At 67.9% G+C, this 17026-nt stretch carries 13 protein-coding genes; 2 read left to right on the top strand and 11 right to left on the bottom strand.

Features of this window, described 5'->3' with window-relative positions; translation table 11 throughout:
- Window positions 1-20: 20 nt before the first annotated feature.
- The 3 genes from V3328_RS01475 to eda form a co-directional block, all read right to left on the bottom strand.
- Window positions 21-1193 (bottom strand): ABC transporter substrate-binding protein, encoded by a 1173-nt coding sequence (locus V3328_RS01475; protein WP_340327867.1) that lies wholly within the window; start codon window positions 1191-1193, stop codon window positions 21-23.
- Between the two features lie 142 nt (window positions 1194-1335).
- The gene (locus V3328_RS01480; protein ID WP_340327868.1) at window positions 1336-2991 is read right to left on the bottom strand and encodes a CocE/NonD family hydrolase; all 1656 of its coding nucleotides are present in this window, start codon (window positions 2989-2991) and stop codon (window positions 1336-1338) included.
- Window positions 2992-3030: 39 nt separating this feature from the next.
- Entirely contained in the window at window positions 3031-3684 is a 654-nt protein-coding gene (eda, locus tag V3328_RS01485) for a bifunctional 4-hydroxy-2-oxoglutarate aldolase/2-dehydro-3-deoxy-phosphogluconate aldolase (protein WP_340328253.1), read from the bottom strand.
- Between the two features lie 236 nt (window positions 3685-3920).
- On the opposite strand from eda, the gene V3328_RS01490 reads away from it, so the two are divergent.
- Window positions 3921-4979, top strand: a complete 1059-nt coding sequence (locus tag V3328_RS01490) for a sugar phosphate isomerase/epimerase family protein (protein WP_340327869.1) — start codon at window positions 3921-3923, stop codon at window positions 4977-4979.
- Between the two features lie 184 nt (window positions 4980-5163).
- Window positions 5164-6336: a Gfo/Idh/MocA family protein gene (locus tag V3328_RS01495; protein WP_340327870.1), complete on the top strand. Its 1173-nt coding sequence runs from the start codon at window positions 5164-5166 to the stop codon at window positions 6334-6336.
- A 371-nt stretch (window positions 6337-6707) separates the two neighbouring features.
- Here V3328_RS01495 and V3328_RS01500 read toward each other — a convergent pair whose 3' ends face one another.
- From V3328_RS01500 to V3328_RS01535, 8 genes are all read right to left on the bottom strand, one after another.
- On the bottom strand, window positions 6708-7466 hold the full coding sequence (locus tag V3328_RS01500; RefSeq protein WP_340327871.1) for an SDR family NAD(P)-dependent oxidoreductase: 759 nt from the start codon (window positions 7464-7466) through the stop codon (window positions 6708-6710).
- A gap of 35 nt (window positions 7467-7501) precedes the next feature.
- Window positions 7502-8401, bottom strand: coding sequence for an EamA family transporter (locus V3328_RS01505; RefSeq protein WP_340327872.1), 900 nt, complete (start codon window positions 8399-8401; stop codon window positions 7502-7504).
- 75 nt (window positions 8402-8476) lie between these two features.
- On the bottom strand, window positions 8477-9229 hold the full coding sequence (locus V3328_RS01510) for an SDR family oxidoreductase (protein ID WP_340327873.1): 753 nt from the start codon (window positions 9227-9229) through the stop codon (window positions 8477-8479).
- A 137-nt stretch (window positions 9230-9366) separates the two neighbouring features.
- On the bottom strand, window positions 9367-10959 hold the full coding sequence (locus V3328_RS01515; RefSeq protein WP_340327874.1) for an ABC transporter substrate-binding protein: 1593 nt from the start codon (window positions 10957-10959) through the stop codon (window positions 9367-9369).
- A 24-nt stretch (window positions 10960-10983) separates the two neighbouring features.
- The gene (locus V3328_RS01520; RefSeq protein ID WP_340327875.1) at window positions 10984-13338 is read right to left on the bottom strand and encodes a sensor histidine kinase; all 2355 of its coding nucleotides are present in this window, start codon (window positions 13336-13338) and stop codon (window positions 10984-10986) included.
- Between the two features lie 77 nt (window positions 13339-13415).
- The gene (locus tag V3328_RS01525) at window positions 13416-14669 is read right to left on the bottom strand and encodes an MFS transporter (RefSeq protein ID WP_340327876.1); all 1254 of its coding nucleotides are present in this window, start codon (window positions 14667-14669) and stop codon (window positions 13416-13418) included.
- Between the two features lie 174 nt (window positions 14670-14843).
- Complete coding sequence (locus tag V3328_RS01530; RefSeq protein WP_340327877.1) at window positions 14844-16658, bottom strand: ABC-F family ATP-binding cassette domain-containing protein; 1815 nt, start codon at window positions 16656-16658, stop codon at window positions 14844-14846.
- Between the two features lie 78 nt (window positions 16659-16736).
- Entirely contained in the window at window positions 16737-16916 is a 180-nt protein-coding gene (locus V3328_RS01535; RefSeq protein ID WP_340327878.1) for a hemin uptake protein HemP, read from the bottom strand.
- Window positions 16917-17026: the final 110 nt, after the last annotated feature.

The following is a 17026-nucleotide window of genomic DNA, read 5'->3' on the forward strand; positions in this document are numbered from 1 at the left end:
GCGTACCGACCCGGCGCGGATCACATGCGCGCCTTCACCGGATCCTTGACGTTCTCGATCTTGTCGAACTCGACGTTGAGAAGCGTGCCGTCGGCGGACTTCTCGACCCGTCGGATATAGACCGTCTCGATGATGTCGCGGGTCTCCGGATCGATCGAGATCGGCCCGCGCGGGCTTTCCCACGCCATGCCCTTGGCCGCGTCGACCAGCGCCTGGCCGCCGGCGTCGCCGCCGGTCTTCTTCAGGGCCTCGTAGATGAGGTGCATGCCGTCGTAGCCGCCGATCGAGAAGATGTCCGGGTTGCGGTTGGCCAGCGCATTGTAGGCCTTCACGAATTCCGCGTTCTTGTCGGACTGGTGGTTGAAGTCGTAGTGGAACGCCGTGACGATGCCTTCGGCGCCGTCGCCCATGCTTTCCAGCGCGCTTTCCATGGTCAGTTCGCCCTGACCCATGATCTGCATGGTCTCGGGCGTCAGGCCGCGTTCGGCCAGCGCCTTGCCGAGCGCCGCCGGCATCGAGCCGCCGGGAATGAACACCCACAGGCCCTGCGGATTGGCATCCTTGACGCGCTGCACGAAGGGGGCGAAGTCGGGGTTGGCGACCGGCATCTTGTCGGCGCCGACGATCTTGCCGCCGGCCTCGGTGAAGCCGCGCTCGAAGGCGGCCTGCGCGTCGTTGCCCGGGCCGTAGTCGGAGTTCAGCGTGTAGACTTCCTTGAGGCCGCTGTCGTAGACCCACTTGCCGAACGCCTCGTTCAGCAGCGGCGTGGTCACCGAGACCCGGACCATGTAGGGCGACTTCGTTGTGATGATCGAGGTCGCGGCGTTCATCACCACCATGAACTTCTCGGCCTCCGCGGAGATGTCGGCGGCGGCAAGCGCGTTCGGGGTCAGCGCGAATCCGGCCAGGATGTCGATGCCGTCGCGCACCACCAGTTCCTGGGCGAGGCGCTTGGCGACGTCGGGGGCGATGCCGCCGGTGTCCTTGCGGATGATCTCGATCTTCTTGCCGGCCACCGTGTCGCCGTTCTGCTCCATGAACAGCTTGATGCCGTTGTCCATCTGCGTGGCGGCGTCGGCGAAGGGACCGGAATAGGGCAGGATCACGCCGATCTTGACGGTGTCCTGCGCCTGGGCGCTGCCGAAACCGGCAAGGCCGGCAGCCAGCGCCAAAGCGGCAAGTTTCAGTTTCATTGAATTGTCCTCCCGGGGTGATGAAGTCGATGCTTTTGGAGCAAAACTAAGAGCGAACCCCGGTCCGGTCAATTTGAACGATAGTAAAACCGGGGTCTCCCGATCGATTTTCGGATGCCGAACGGATTCGCCCGAAATCCGCTCACCTCGGCACGACCGGCACCAGGAGATGGGAGTCGTAGCGCCCGCCGGCGTGGATGGTGTGCCTGCCCGAGTTGACCAGCTCCTCGTGGCGCGCGTAGACGCTCGGCTTCGGGTAGTCGTAGATGTCGAAGCCCTGCACCACCACCCGCAGGCCCTCGCCGCGATCGAAGCGGGTGCCGGACGGCCAGATCTCGATGTCGAGCGGGACGATCTCGCCGGGGGCGAGCTTCAGGTCGCGCCGGTGCGCCAGAACCGGCTGGAACGCGGTGGATCTTTCCGGATCGAGCTCGCGATGCGACGCGCGCAGCCAGCCGAGCGCCACCGGGCCGTCCTCGAACTGGGCGTAATAGGCGAACGGCACGACCTCGCCGGCCCGGTCCAGCTTCTGCACGGCCACGAACAGGTCCATGTCGTCGGCGGCGTCGGCGACCATCCACAGCCTCAGCTTCATGTGGCCGACGAGATCGGTCGGGGTCTCGAAGACGTGGTCGAAGGTCGCCCGCGTCGGATCCCCGCCGTCGGCCCTCGACGCATACCCGACCGTCGATTCGGCGGCCACGGGCTCCGCCCGCAGTCGACCGGCCGAGGCATCCAGCCAGAGTGGCGTGTAGCGCGTGCCGGCGAGCGGCCATTCGCCGCCGGCGCGGTCCTCGCCGGCGCCGTAGCGCTCGCGCACTTCGAACCGCACGCGAGGCCACTCGGCGAGCTCCGTCTCCTCGCCTTTCAGGAAGTGATCGAAGAAGGCGCGCTGCATCTCGACGCTGGCCGCGTCGTAGTAGTGCTTCCACTTCTTGCGGCCGTGCACGTAGAGCCACTTGTGCGCCGAGGCGATGCCTTTGAAGCCTTCCAGCGTGCCACGCGTGTGCAGCGCCTGGTCGGTCCAGCTCGCCACCACGAAGGCCGGCACGGTGATCTTCGAGAAGTCCGCCGCCTTGGAGGCCCAGAAATCGTCGTAGAACGGGTGCTCCACGGTTTCGGTCCACAGGTCCTCGATCCGCGTCGTGCTGTTGCCCCAGCGGGTCGGCAGGTAGGGCCAGAACGAAGTCTCGGGGATACCGCCGTGGCGGACGACCTCGCGATAGGTGTCGGTCCAGCCCTCCCACGGGTTGATCGCGGCCAGGTGCGGCGGGTTCAGTTCGGCGACGCGCCACTGGGCGGAGGTGAGGTAGGAGACGCCGGACAGGCCGACCTTGCCGTTGCTCCAGGCCTGTGTCCCCGCCCATTCGATCAGGTCGCGAAAATCGAGCGCCTCTTCCGGCGACAGGTAGGTGGCGGTGCCCTCGGAGTGCCAGGTGCCGCGCGGGTCGGCGTTGATGACGGCGTAGCCGTGCGGCACCCAGTAGAACGGATCGGGCGCCTCGAAGGCGGTGTAGGCGGACATGTTGCTGTCGTCCACGTCGGCCTTCGGGAAGTTGACGCTGTAGCGCGTGTGGCCGTGCTTGCCGTAGGGGCCCCAGGCGATCAGCGGCGGCACCGGCGGCCCGTCGGCGGGCCGGTAGACGTCGACGTAGATCCTCGCCCCGTCGCGCAGGGTCACGGCGACGTCCCGTTCGATCAGAACGCCGTCCTCGATCCGGCTGTCGTAGGCCGGTGGTCTCGCGCCCTTGTCCTCTGGCCTGCCGATCGGATCGCGGACTCTGTAGCTCTCGGGCACCCGGGAACCTCCTGATTGCGGGGTGAGGCCGGCCGGCCGTTACGTGCGGATCCGCCGCGCCAGCGTGCTCGCCGTCAGCGTTTCGGCCGCGATGCGCGCGAAGTCGCCGCTCTCCACCCACTCGGGATTCACCATCCACGACCCGCCGACCGCCGGTACGTTCGGCAGCTTCAGATAGGTTTCCAGGTTGTCCGGGGCGACGCCGCCGGTCGGCACGAAGGAAATGCCGGCCAGCGGCGCGGCGAAGGCCTTCAGCGCGGCCGGCCCGCCATAGGCTGCGGCCGGGAAGAACTTCAGCGTCCCGAAGCCCAGTTCCGCCAGCGTCATCGCCTCGCTCGGCGTCGCGCAGCCGGGCAGGAAGGGAACCGGCGCCTCCAGGGCCGCGCGGGCGAGCTCCGGAGGCGTTCCCGGCGATACGAGGAACCGGGCGCCGGCCTCGAGCGAGGCCTCGATGTCCGCCGGCCGCCGGATCGTGCCGGCTCCGACGACCGCCCCCGGAACCTCGGCGGCAATGCGCCGGATCGCCTCCAGCGCGGCCTCGGTCCTGAGCGTGATCTCGATGACCGGCAGCCCTGCGTCGACCAGCGTTCCGGCGAGCGCGACGGCCGCGTCGGCGTCGGTGATCGTGACGACCGGCACGATGCCCGCCGCCGCCAGCGCCGACATCACGTCCGTTTCGCTGCCTTGACCCATGGTCTGCACCATTCCTCCGGCGAATCCGGCCCCGTCTTTCCAGCCCAACATCCACCATCGCGGGTGTGGCGGCAACCGCCGCCGTGGGGCGAATGGCGATGGTGGTCACGGGTGCCCGAGGCACGTCCGGGCATGATCCGGAGCCGGTGCCCGTCGATATCCCCTTGCGCCGACGTCGCCCGTAGGGCGCAATGCGATCGAAGCGGGGACAACAGCCGTCTGGGAGGACAAAATCCGTGAACACGATCAAGGGGCCGGCGATCTTTCTCGCCCAGTTCGCAGGCGACGAGCCGCCGTTCAATTCGCTCGACGCCATCTGCGAATGGGCCGCGTCGCTCGGCTATGCCGGGATCCAGATTCCCACATGGGACGGCCGCCTGTTCGATCTGAAGCAGGCGTCCGAATCGCAGGCCTATTGCGAGGACGTCGCGGCGACGGCCGCCAAGCACGGCGTCGCGATCACGGAACTGTCCACCCATCTGCAGGGTCAGCTGGTCGCGGTGCATCCGGCATATGACGAGGCCTTCGACGGGTTTGCGGCGCCCGAGGTGCGCGGCAATCCGGGGGCGCGCCAGGAATGGGCGGTCGACCAGCTGATGCGGGCGGCGAAAGCGTCGGCGAACCTGGGACTGCCGGTCCACGCGACGTTCTCGGGCGCGCTCGCCTGGCCCTACGTCTATCCGTGGCCGCAGCGGCCGGCGGGCCTGGTGGAAACGGCCTTCGACGAACTGGCGAAGCGCTGGATGCCGATCCTGAACGCCTTCGACGAGGCGGGCGTCGATCTGTGCTACGAGATCCATCCGGGCGAGGACCTGCACGACGGCGCCACCTTCGAGATGTTCCTGGAGCGCGTCGGCAATCACCCGCGCTGCAACATCCTCTACGATCCGAGCCACTTCGTGCTGCAGGCGCTCGACTACAGGGCCTTCATCGACCTCTATCATCCGCGCATCCGGATGTTTCACGTCAAGGACGCCGAGCTCAATCCGGACGGCCGCGTCGGCGTCTATGGCGGCTTCCAGTCCTGGGTCGACCGGGCAGGCCGGTTCCGGTCGCTCGGCGACGGCCAGGTCGACTTCGGCGCGATCTTCTCCAAGCTGACCCAGTACGGCTACGACGGCTGGGCGGTGCTGGAATGGGAGTGCTGCCTGAAGCATCCCGAGGATGGCGCGCGCGAGGGCGCCCCGTTCATCCGCGACCACATCATCCGCGTGACCGAGAAGGCGTTCGACGACTTCGCCGGGGCCGGCACCGACGAGGCCGCCAACCGGCGCATGCTGGGGATTGAAAAATGATGCCCCGCGAAGAATTCGGCGGGAACTACGGCAGTGCAACCGCTTTCCGTCGTCATCCCGGAAATCGCGTAAGCGATTATCCGGGATCGGAGGGCCACCGAGGGTCTTGTGGCTCTCCGATCCCGGCTCGCGCTGCGCTGTGCCGGGATGACGATGGTGAGGGTGATGCGAGAGGTAGGCGAGCATGACGATCGATGGTTCGAAAGGGGCAGACGCCCAAACCCGCATCCGCCTCGGCATGGTCGGCGGCGGGCAGGGTGCCTTCATCGGCGCGGTGCACCGGATCGCGGCGCGCATGGACGATGCCTATGAACTGGTTGCGGGTGCGCTGTCGTCCGATCCGGACCGGGCGAAGGCCTCCGGCGCACAGCTGGGCCTCGATCCCAGGCGCAGCTATGCCGACTATGCGGAGATGGCGAAGCGCGAGCGGCGGCTGAAGGACGGCATCGAGGCGGTCTCGATCGTCACGCCCAACCACATGCACTTCCCGGTCGCCAGGACCTTCGTGAAGGCCGGTGTCCACGTGATCTGCGACAAGCCGCTGGTGACGACCTCGCGGGAGGCGCGCGAGCTTGCGAGACTGGTCGAGAAGGCGGGCACGATCTTCGCGGTCACCTACAACTACTCGGGCTATCCGATGGTCCGGCAGGCCCGCGAGATGGTCGCTTCCGGCGACCTTGGCGCGATCCGGGTGGTGCAGGTCGAGTATTCGCAGGACTGGCTGACCGAAAGCCTCGAGGCGACCGGACAGAAGCAGGCCGCCTGGCGCACGGACCCGGCCAAATCGGGCGCGGGCGGGGCGGTCGGCGACATCGGCACGCATGCCTACCAGCTCGCCTGCTTCGTCTCCGGGCTGACGCCGTCGGAGCTATGCGCGGACCTGTCGAGCTTCGGGGCCGGCCGCGTGCTCGACGACAATGTGCACGTGCTGCTGCGCTTCGAGGGCGGCGCCCGCGGCATGCTCTGGGCGAGCCAGGTCGCCCCCGGCAACGAGAACGCCCTAAAGCTGCGCGTCTACGGCGAACGGGGCGGGCTCGAATGGTGCCAGGAGGAGCCGAACCGGCTCTGGTACACCCCGTTCGGCGAGCCGAAGCGGCTGATCACCCGCGGCGGCAGCGGCTCGGCGCCGGTCGCGGCGCGCGTGACGCGCGTCCCGCCGGGCCATCCGGAGGGTTACCTGGAAGGCTTCGCCAACATCTACTCCGAGGTGGCCCGGGCGATCCGCGCCCGCCGGACCGGCGCGGCGGCCGACCCGGACGTGACGTTCCCCACGATCACCGACGGGGCCGCCGGCGTCGCCTTCATCGAGGCCGCGGTGACGTCCTCGCAGCGGGGCGGCCGCTGGGTCGGGCTGTAGCCGCCGCGCCGATCGTACCCCCAAATTCCGCTCACTCCCGCGAAAGCGGGAGTCCAGGACGGCGGCTGCGCCGGGTCCTTGCGCTGGGTCCCGGGTCGAGCCCGGGACATCGGCTGCGGCGTGTGGCACCGCCCTCGCGACCCGACAGGCCGACGCCCCGGACCTGATCCGGGGCCCAGCGCCGCGGCTGCCGCAGCTGCAGTCGGTGGACGCCGGCACGCAGTCCCGAGCAGCGGCTGCGCCGGGGTCTTGCGCTGGAGTCCCGCTTTCGCGGGAACGAGCGGAAGGGACGATGCGCGGTCTGCCGACCTCCGCGTTCTGGCGCCGCGGCCGCTGGGAAGCGCTATACTCCGACTGCCAGACCGCGAGCCCTATACCCAGCCGCCGTCGACGATGAACGTCTGGTTGGTGCAGCCGCCGGCCTCGTCGGATGCCAGGAAGAGGGCGACCTTGGCGATGTCGTCGGGATAGAGCTTCCGCTTCAGGCACTGGCGCTGCATCAGCTCCTGCTCGGCCTCGGGCGTCAGCCACAGGTCGATCTGGCGCTGCGTCATGATCCAGCCGGGCACCAGGGTGTTGACCCGGATGTTGTGCGGACCGAGGTCGCGGGCGAGGCTTCGGGTCAGGCCTTGGATCGCCGACTTGGCGGTGGTGTAGCCGGGCATGCCGCCCTGGCCTATCATCCAGGACACCGAGCCGAGGTTGACGATCGCCCCGGCGCCGGTCGCCTTCATGTCCGGATAGGCCGCCTGGGCGGCGAAGAACTGGTGGCGCAGGTTCACCGCCATCCGGTTGTCCCAGTATTCCGGCGTCACCGAATCGATGTCGTGGCGCTCGTCATGGGCGGCGTTGTTGACCAGCACGTCGATCGGTCCGAGCGCCTGGCGGATCGACCTGATCGCGGCCCGCAGCGCCTCGATGTCGGTGAGGTCGCAGTTCTCGAAGTGAACGGCTGCCGACGCCGACAACTCGTCGGCCAGGGCGCGGGATTCCTCCTCCTTGATGTCGATGAACCCGACCTTGCTGCCCTGTCCGGCGAACCGCCGGACCATCTGTTCGCCGATGCCGGAGCCGCCGCCGGTGACGATCACCACCTTGTCGCGCAGGCTCGGATAAGTTGCGTCTTGCATGGGTCGTTCCTCCTCTGTGTCCTGTCCCGCACGCGTCAGCCGCCGCCGAGGATCAGGATAACACCCAGCACGAGCAATGCGATTCCCGCCATTTCCAGCGGCGAGGTGCGCTGGTCGAACAGGCGGCGCGAGACGATCTGGGCGAACAGTATCTCGACCAGGCCGAGCGTGCGCACCGCCGCCGCGGTCTGGATGGCGAAGGCAAGGAACCAGAACTGCGAGGCCAGTGCCCCGAGGAACCCGGCGGTCATCGACGGCCGCCACATCCTGAGGATCTCCCGCAGCGTCCGCCGGCTGCGGATCAGCAGGATCGCCGACACCGTGGCCGTCTGCAGCGCCAGCGCCACGACCAGCGTCGAGGACGCCGCCACGACGAAGTGCTGGGCGCCGCTCGTCTGGATGCCGCCGCGATAGCAGACCGCCGAGAGGGCGAACATGGCGCCCGAGCCGATGCCGAGCGCGGTGGTGCGCAGCAGATCGTCGCGCCGCGTCAGCCGGGTCGGCCAGGACATCGCCAGCACGCCCGCCGTCGCCACCACCACCGCGGCCACCACCATCGGCGTCGGCACCTCGGACAGGAACACGACCGCGAACGCCAGCACCAGCACCGGCTCGGTCTTGGTGTAGGCGATGGCGACGACGAAGGTGCGGGTGTTCATGGCCGTCAGCATCAGCGCCGTCGCGGCGAACTGCGCGCCTGCCCCGACGGCCGTCCAGGCCAGCGACTCGAGATTTGGGAGCGGTGGCGGCGAGCCGGTGACGGCGACCACGACGAGCAGGAACAGAACGGCGAAGGGGAAGCCGAACAGGAAGCGGACATGCGTCGCGCCGACGGTCCCGAGGGTCGCCGTCAACTCCTTCTGCATGGCGTTGCGCATGGTCTGCGCACCGGCAGCGGTGACGGTGAACACCGCCCAGAGCCACTCACCGAACATGATCTTCCAATGTACTCCGGACGGGAGCGCCGGAACCGGCGCCCGGGCAGGCGAGGCGGGACGTCGGGCGCGGCGTCAGCCGCGTCCGACGAAGGGCATCTTGGTCGCCATGACGGTGATGGTCTGGACGTTGGCGTCAGGCGGCAGGTTGGACATGTACACGATCGCGTCGGCGATGTGCTTCGGGTCGATGGTCGGCTCCGGCATCATCTCGCCGTTCGCCTGCGGCACGCCGCCCGCCATGCGGGCCGTCATCGGCGTCGTGGCGTTGCCGATGTCGATCTGACCGCAGGCGATGTCGTACTTGCGGCCGTCCAGGGACGCGGACTTGGTCAGGCCGCTCACCGCGTGCTTCGTGGCGGTGTAGGGGGCCGAGTTCGGCCGCGGCGCGTGGGCGGAGATCGAGCCGTTGTTGATGATCCGCCCGCCCTGCGGGGTTTGCGCCTTCATGACCCGGAAGGCCTGCTGCAGGCACAGGAACATGCCGTTCAGGTTGACGTCGACGACGGTCTTCCACTGTTCGAACGTCAGGTCCTCGAGCGGCACCGGCGGCGCCCCGGTGCCGGCATTGTTGAACAGGACGTCGAGACGTCCCAGTTCGCCGACGGTCGTCTCGAACAGCTGTTCCACCGAGGCCGGATCCGTCACGTCGGTCGGCACGGCAAGCGCCTTTCCGCCGGCCGCGGATATCTCGGCGGCGACCTCGTCAAGAGGCTCCTTGCGGCGTCCGGCCAGCACCACCGCGTAGCCCGCGGCCGCCAGTCCCAGTGCGGCGGCCTTGCCGACACCGGTGCCGGCGCCCGTCACGAGAGCGACTTTTTTCCTCATTGCAGCATTCCCTCACTTTGCCCCTCGATTTGCGACGGCCGGTGCAGCCCGGCCGCAGTCTTGCGTCCCGTCAGCGAGCGGAACGTATACGCAGGCCCCGGCCGATGCCACCTCGAGAAGCGACGGCCGGCGGCAAATCAGTATTTCAGGTCGACATGATCGAAGGGGTGGCGTCCGAGCGGGTCCATCCTGAAGCCGTCCACCTCGTCGCGGGACGCCATGAAGACGACGGAATGGGCGATCGGCACCCACGGCGCCTCCCGCTTGAAGATCTCCTGGGCCTCCCGGTAGAGCCGCTCGCGGATTTCCTGGTCGTAGGTCAGCTTGGCGCGGCTGACGAGGGCATCGAAGTCCTCGTCGCACCACCGCGCGACGTTGTTGCCGCCGATGCGCGAGGCGGTGCAGCCGAGCAGTACGTTGAGGAAGTTGTCCGGATCGCCGTTGTCGCCGGTCCAGCCGTACAGCGCCATGGAATGCTCGCCGTTCTGCAGGGCGGTCCGGTAGTCGCTCCATTCCCGGGTCACCAGATTGGCGCGCACGCCGATGCGGCTCAGGTCGGTCTGGATCAGCTCGGCGACCCGCTTGGCGTCGGGATTGTAGGGACGACTGACCGGCATGTACCAGAGATCGGTCTCGAAGCCGTTCGGGTATCCGGCCTCGGCCAGCAGTCGCTGCGCCTGCGCGGGGTCGTAGGGGTAGTCCTCAATGTCGTCGTTGTAGGACCACAGCGTGGGGGGAATCGGGTTCTTGGCGGCCTTGCCGGCGCCGCCATAGGCGCCGTCGATGATGGCCTGCTTGTCGATCGCCATGTTGATGGCGCGGCGTACGCGCACGTCGTCGAACGGCGGCCGCGAGGTGTTCAGGGCGAGATATCCGATGTTGAAACCCTCCTGCTGCATCAGCTTGAGGTTCGGATCATCGCTGATCCGCTGCGCATCGGAGGGATTGGGGAAGGCCATGACGTGGCATTCGCCGGCCTTGAGCTTGGTCAGGCGGACGGCCGGATTGGGCGTGATCGAAAAGACCAGCGTCTCGATCGGCTGCTGGCCTTCCCAGTAGTCCGGGAAAACCTGGTAGCGCACCGCGACATCCTTCTGGAAGCTGTCGAACGTGAACGGGCCGGTGCCGATCGGCTCCTCGTCCAGGCGCTCGGGGGTGCCGTTCTCGAGCTGCTGCGCGGCATACTCCGCCGACAGTATCGAGTTGAAGGGCATGGCGAGATCGGCGAGGAACGGGGCTTCCGGCCGGGTCAGCCTGATGCGGATCGTCATATCGTCGATCTTCTCGATCGACTTCAGCAGCTCCGGCATCCCCATGTCCTTGAAGTAGGCGTACTGGGCGCCAGACACCGCGTGGAACGGATGGTCCTGCTTCCACTGCCGCTCGAGCGAGAACAGCACGTCGTCGGCATTGAGGGGCCGCGTCGGCGTGAAGTCGTCCGAACTGTGGAACTGCACGTCGTCGCGCAGATGGAAGATGTACTCCGTGCCGTCCGGCGAGACCTCCCACGACCTGGCCAGCGCAGGGCGGATCCGGGTCGAGCCGGGCACGAATTCGACGAGCTGGTTGAACATCGGCCGTGCGGCGTTCAGTCCGGTGGTGGTGGTGACGATCTGCGGATTGAGCGCCTCCGGATTGCCTTCCGAGCAGAACACCAGCGTCTTAGCCTCCGCTGCAGCCGCCGACGTCATGACGAGGACGGCAACGATGCATCCGGTCCAGAACTTCATCTTGATCTCCTTCGCACCACGGTCTCAGGCCTCGACCCTGACCGGCTCCGCCCTGACGTCCTCGACGGCGGCGGGCAGTTCGATGATGAAACGGGTTCCCTGACCCGGCGTGCTTTCCACGTCGATCTTGCCCTGCAGCAGGCCGGTGACGAGGTTGTAGACGATGTGCAGGCCGAGCCCGGTGCTGCCGAGGCTGCGGCCGGTCGTGAAGAACGGATCGAAGACGCGGTTGAGATCGGCGGGGTTGATGCCGCGACCATCGTCGGAAAACACGATCCGGACGGTATCGCGCCGCGGCTCGCTGACGGCGACGGTCATGTGGCCCGACTGATCCTCGCCATAGGCGTGCGTCAGGGCATTCATGACGAGGTTCGTCAGCACCTGGCTCAGTGCGCCCGGATAGGTGTCGACCTCCAGTCCGTCGCGGCATTCGATTGTGACCTCGTGCCGCGACTTGCGCAGCGCCGGGCCGAGGCTCGTCATCAGTTCCTCCAGCCACCGGTGCATCTGGAAGCGGCGCCGCTCGCCGCTGGCCTGGTCGGCGGCAACCTGCTTGAAGCTGTGGACGAGCTCGGCTGCGCGGCTCAGGTTGACGTAGAGCAGCCGCGAGCCCTCCCGCATCCGGGCGACGAACTTCTGCAGCTGCGACTTCTTCAACTGGCCCGATTCCGCCGTCGCGTTGAACCGGCGCACCTCCTCCTCGAGCTGCGTTCCGGTGGTCAGTGCGATGCCCACGGGGGTATTGATCTCGTGGGCGATGCCGGCGACGAGCTGGCCGAGCGAGGCGAGCTTTTCGGCCTGGATCAGGTCCGCCTGGGCCCGCTGCAGGTCTTCCAGGGCTGTGTCGGCGCGCTCCTTGGCCTGGCGCAGGTCCTGTTCGCGCTTGCCGATCTCGGCGACGAAGAAATTCGCCGCGCGCGCCATCTCGCCGAGTTCGTCGGCGCGGTCGGCATCGGCGATCGGGCCGGCCTGCGGGTCCCTGGCCAGCGCCACCATTCCCTGCTGGACGCGCAGAAGCGGGCGCGTGATCGACCGGGCAACGAAATAGCCGGTGACCGCGCCGAACAGCAGGCCGGCCGCGGCGCCGAATATCAGGATGTTGCCGATCGTCTTGCCGATGAGATCCGCGTCGGCGGTGAACAGGTCGTTGAGGGCGCGGGCGCCGTCGATCATGGTGACCGCGGCCCGGTCCATGTCGGCGATCCGCTCGTTCTGGCGCCGCAGTCCCTCCGTCGCCGTGGCGAGCCCTTCTCGCCACTGGTCGATCGCGTCGATCATCTCGGACTGGATCAGCGGCGAGATCGGCAGCGAGGCGACGATCTGCGGCATCGGCGCGCTTTCGGCGAGGATGGTCGCGGTGGCCTCGGGGTCGCGCTCGCCGAGGGCCACGGTGGTCCGCTGCCCCAGTTCGAGCACCTCGATGGCGACGTTCTGGGCGGCCCTCTCGGTCTCGTTGGCGGCGACCGAATAGCCGACGAGCTGGGCAATCTCTTCATAGAGGGCGCGTTGCTCGGATGTCTTCACCTTGACGATGCGGTCCGACCACTCGGAGATGTGCGAGCCCTCCAGCTCAAGGCGGCTGTCGGCCGCCGCACCGTCTGCGGGCCCGTCGTCCTCGACGATTCCGGTAATGACAGTGTCGTAATCCTGCGCCAGTGTCTGGAGCTCGGCCACGGCGTGCGGGTCGTACTCGGCCAGGATCTCCGACAACCTGGCGGCCGCATTGCGGAACCGGCCGATGTCGAAGCCGAGCTTCAGCCTGATGTCGTCCCGGGCGTCCGGCGGCGAGATCATCAGCATCGCCGCGCGCAGCTCTGTGGCCGACACCGCAGAGCGCAGTTCTTCGGCTGCGTTGACGAGGCTTCGAATCCTGCGGAAGGCCGCGTCGCGGTCGCGCAGGGTGGAGATGATATCGGCATTCGAGGCGCGCTGGCGCTCGCGCGCCTCGTCGGTCAGCGCGACGAGAAGTGCCGCCCGGGCGACCATCTCCTCGACCAGCCGGTCGTTGCGGACCGTCGCCTCCATGAAATCGGCCATGCTGTCGACATAGCGGGTCAGGGCTTCGTTGGCGCCCGTCGCCGATTCCCGCAGTTCCGGCGCGCGGGCGACGACGATCAGCTTCTCGATATCGTCGCGCGCGGCGGTGGAATACGTCCGGAACCGCTCGGCGAAGGTTTCCCGGTCGGCCGGCGGCGCGTTGACGTACTCGTCGCGCGCGGTCATCGCGACCAGCAGGTTGCGGTAGGTCGACCCGGCGAGCACCGCGCCGTCGCGGGCGCGTTCCGCCTCGTTGAGCAGAATCCAGGCGACCGCCGCGATCGCCGCGGCGATCGCGATCGGGATTCCACCCACGAGGAAGACGCGATACGTGATCCGCATAGCGGGCTTTTTACAGCGCGAGACCGGTTTCCGCCACGAAAAGCAAGAGGCGGTGCGATTTTGCCGGCTGCTGCGGCCTAGACGCGGCCGGTCAGATGGCGTGCCCGCCGCAGCGCCGGGAAGGCGTAGGCCCAGATGCCCGCCACAGCTATGGTGCCGATGCCGCCGAAGACCACGGCAGGCACGGCACCGATCAGTGCCGCCGACACGCCGGCGCGGAATTCGCCGAGCTCGTTCGATGCGCCGATGAAGACCATGTTGACCGCGTTGACGCGACCGCGCACGGCGTCCGGCGTCCACAGCTGGATGAGGGTCTCGCGGATATAGACGGAGACCATGTCGCACGCGCCCATCAGTATCAGTGCGACGATCGACAGCCAGACGATGGTCGACAGCCCGAACACCACCGTGAACAGGCCGAAGAAGCCGACGAACACGAACATCAGCAGGCCCGCCTGGTCGCGGATCGGCCGGAAACCGAGATAGATCGCTACGGTCACCGCGCCGATGCCGGTGCCGCCGCGCAGCAGGCCCAGCCCCCACGGCCCGACGTCGAGGATGTCGCGGGCATAGACCGGCAGCAGCGCGGTCGCCCCGCCCAGCAGCACCGCGAACAGGTCGAGCGAGATGGCGCCGAGCACCACTTTCTCGTGCCAGACATAGCGGAAGCCTGCGATCAGCGTCTCCCAGCTGGCCTTCTCGTGAAGCGTCTTCTGGGCCGGGCGGGGGACCCACAGCATGAGCGCCGAGCCGACCACCATCAGCAGGAACGCCGTTGCATAGGCGGCTTCCGGCAGAACCCCGTAGAGCAGGCCGCCGGCGACCGGTCCGGTGATCGTGGCGATCTGCCAGCCCGATGAGTTCCAGGCGATCGCGTTGTTGATGTCCTCGGGGGGAACGATGTTGGCGATGAGGGACTGGGCCGCCGGATTGAAGAACGCCCTGGCGATGCCGAAGCATACCAGGACCGCGAAGATCGGCCAGACGACGACCAGTCCCGACAGGGTCAGCGCGAAGATGGCGGCGGCGCAGAGACCCTCGGCGAGGAGGCAGATCGACATGATCAGGCGGCGGTTGAAGCGGTCCGAGACGCTGCCGGTGATCAGCACGAGCAGGAGGGCCGGCGCGAACTGGACGAGGCCGACGAGGCCGAGATCGAACGGGTCACGGGTGATGTCGTAGACCTGCCACCCGACCGCCACGGAGATGATCTGGGTCGAGAAACCCGACAGCGTGCGGGCGATCCAGTAGAACAGGAACCCCCGATTCCGGAAGGCATTGCCGGTCTGCGGACCGACGGAGGGGTCAATTGGCGTGGCTGGGTCGGTCATACCGGGGATGTTTGAAGAAGGGCCGCCGCAGGTGGGTCCGGCCGGAGCGGGATCGCTGCTCAATACAGGATCGAGGCACCCCCGTCACGCTGGCGTTTCGGCATGACACCTGCTCACCTGCGCGGCGACGATCCGCCCAACCGCGACGCGCGGTGTGGGCGCAACAGTTGGGGCTCACCCGGTGCCTTCTATTTCCTCGCGCAGCATCTCGAGCTCGAGCCAGGCCTCTTCGGCCCGGGCAAGCTCTTCCTGTGCCCGGGTCAGCCGCTCGGTCGCCGAGGCGAAGGCGCCCGGATTGCGCGTATACAGGTCCGGGTCAGACAGGGTCTTCTGGTGGCCTGCGATCTCCGTCTCCAGGGCGGCCATGCGCTTGGGCAGCGTTTCCAGCGCGTGCTTGTCCTTGAAGGTCATGCGGCGCCGGTCGGACGGTGGTCCCCCGGCCGCCGCCGTGGACTGCTTGCGCGGCTTCCTGTCTGACTTGTCGGATCCGCCGCCGCTACCGCCGCGCCGCTGGGCGAGCATGTCGGAATAGCCGCCCGCATACTCCGTCCAGGTGCCGTCGCCCTCCGAGGCGATCACCGAGGTGACGGTGCGGTCGAGGAAGTCGCGATCGTGGCTGACAAGGATGACGGTGCCCGAGTAGTCGCCGATCAACTCCTGCAGCAGGTCCAGCGTCTCGAGGTCGAGGTCGTTGGTCGGCTCGTCGAGGACGAGCAGGTTCGACGGCCGGGCGAAGGCCAGCGCCAGCATCAGCCGGCCGCGCTCGCCGCCGGACAGGGCGCTGACCGGCGAGCGCGCCTGTTCCGGCGTGAACAGGAAGTCCTTCATGTAGCTCATCACGTGGCGCGGCTTGTCGTCCACCATCACCATGTCGGACCCGCCGCCCGTCAGCGTGGCCCGCAGGCTGGTCTCGGGGTCGAGCCGGGCGCGGCGCTGGTCGAGGCTTGCGATCTCCAGATTCATGCCGAGCTTCACCCAGCCTGTGTCCGGATCCAGCTCGCCGGTCAGCATGTTGAGCAGCGTCGTCTTGCCGGCGCCGTTGGGTCCGATGATGCCGATCCGGTCGCCGCGCTGGATGCGGACCGAGAATGGCTCGACGACGGTGCGGCCGCCGAACGTCTTGGAGATGTTCTTGGCCTCGATGACGAGCTTGCCGGAGATGTCGCTCTCGGCCACCGCCATCTTCGCGGTCGGCGGCGCGTGCCGGTGCTCGCGGCGCGAGGTGCGCAGGTCGTGCAGGTTGCCGAGCCGGCGCTGGTTGCGCTTGCGCCGCGCCGTGACGCCGTAGCGCAGCCAGTCCTCCTCCATGGCGATCTTGCGGTCGAGCTTGTGGAGGTCGCGCTCCTCCTCCTCGAAGACCTTGTCGCGCCAGGCTTCGAAGGCGCCGAATCCCTGTTCGAGCCGCCGCGTCCGGCCGCGGTCCAGCCAGACGGTCGTCCGCGACAGGTTCTCCAGGAAGCGGCGGTCGTGGCTGACCAGCACGATCGCCGAACTCGACGACTTCAACGCCGCTTCCAGCCACTCGATGGCGGGCAGGTCGAGATGGTTGGTCGGTTCGTCGATCAGCAGGATGTCGGGCTCCGGCGCCAGCGCGTGGGCGAGCGCCACGCGCCGCCCCTCGCCGCCGGACAGGCGGGCTGGATCCTCCTCGCCGGTCAGGCCGAGCGCTTCCAGCAGCACCTGTGCGGCGTGTGGGTCGTCGGTCGGCCCCAGTCCGGATTCGACGAATGCGCGCGTCGTCGCGAAGCCCGTCAGATCCGGTTCCTGGGCAAGGTATCGCAGGGTCGTGCCCGGCTGCAGGAAGTACCGGCCGCCGTCCGGCTCGATCAGGCCTGCGGCAAGCTTCAGCAGCGTCGATTTCCCTGAGCCGTTGCGGCCGACGAGGCAGATCCGCTCCCCGGATTCGACGGACAGGTCCGCACCCTCCAGCAGGGCCGTTCCGCCGAAGGTCAGATGAATGTCCTGAAGAAGCAGTATCGGGGGCGCCATCGCCGGGGAGGTAGCCGGTCCCGCGGCGCGCCGCAAGGGGTGCGGCGCAAGGGGTGCGCCGGGGCGGGAGGTGCCCGCCTACTTGTTGAGGATCAGTTTGCCCTGCCGGGTGATGCGCAGGATGTAGCGATCCTGGTTGTGGCGGATCACCAGTTCCCGGGAGCCCTCGAACAGGTCGCTTGAATCGACTGTCTTCTGTTGTTTGTTCGTTGTGTCCGAATTGGAGGAGGGCGCGGGAATCGGGGTGCGTTCGGACATCATTTCGGTACGCGGGTCCTTGTTACCGGTAGCGCCGACGCAAAGGCCCGTTCCGGCATCGTCGGCGCTATTGGATTCTTAACTTGACTTTTATAGTCATATTATCTTAC

Source organism: Microbaculum marinum (assembly GCF_037855135.1).
GTDB classification, from domain to species: Bacteria; Pseudomonadota; Alphaproteobacteria; order Rhizobiales; family Tepidamorphaceae; genus Microbaculum; species Microbaculum marinum.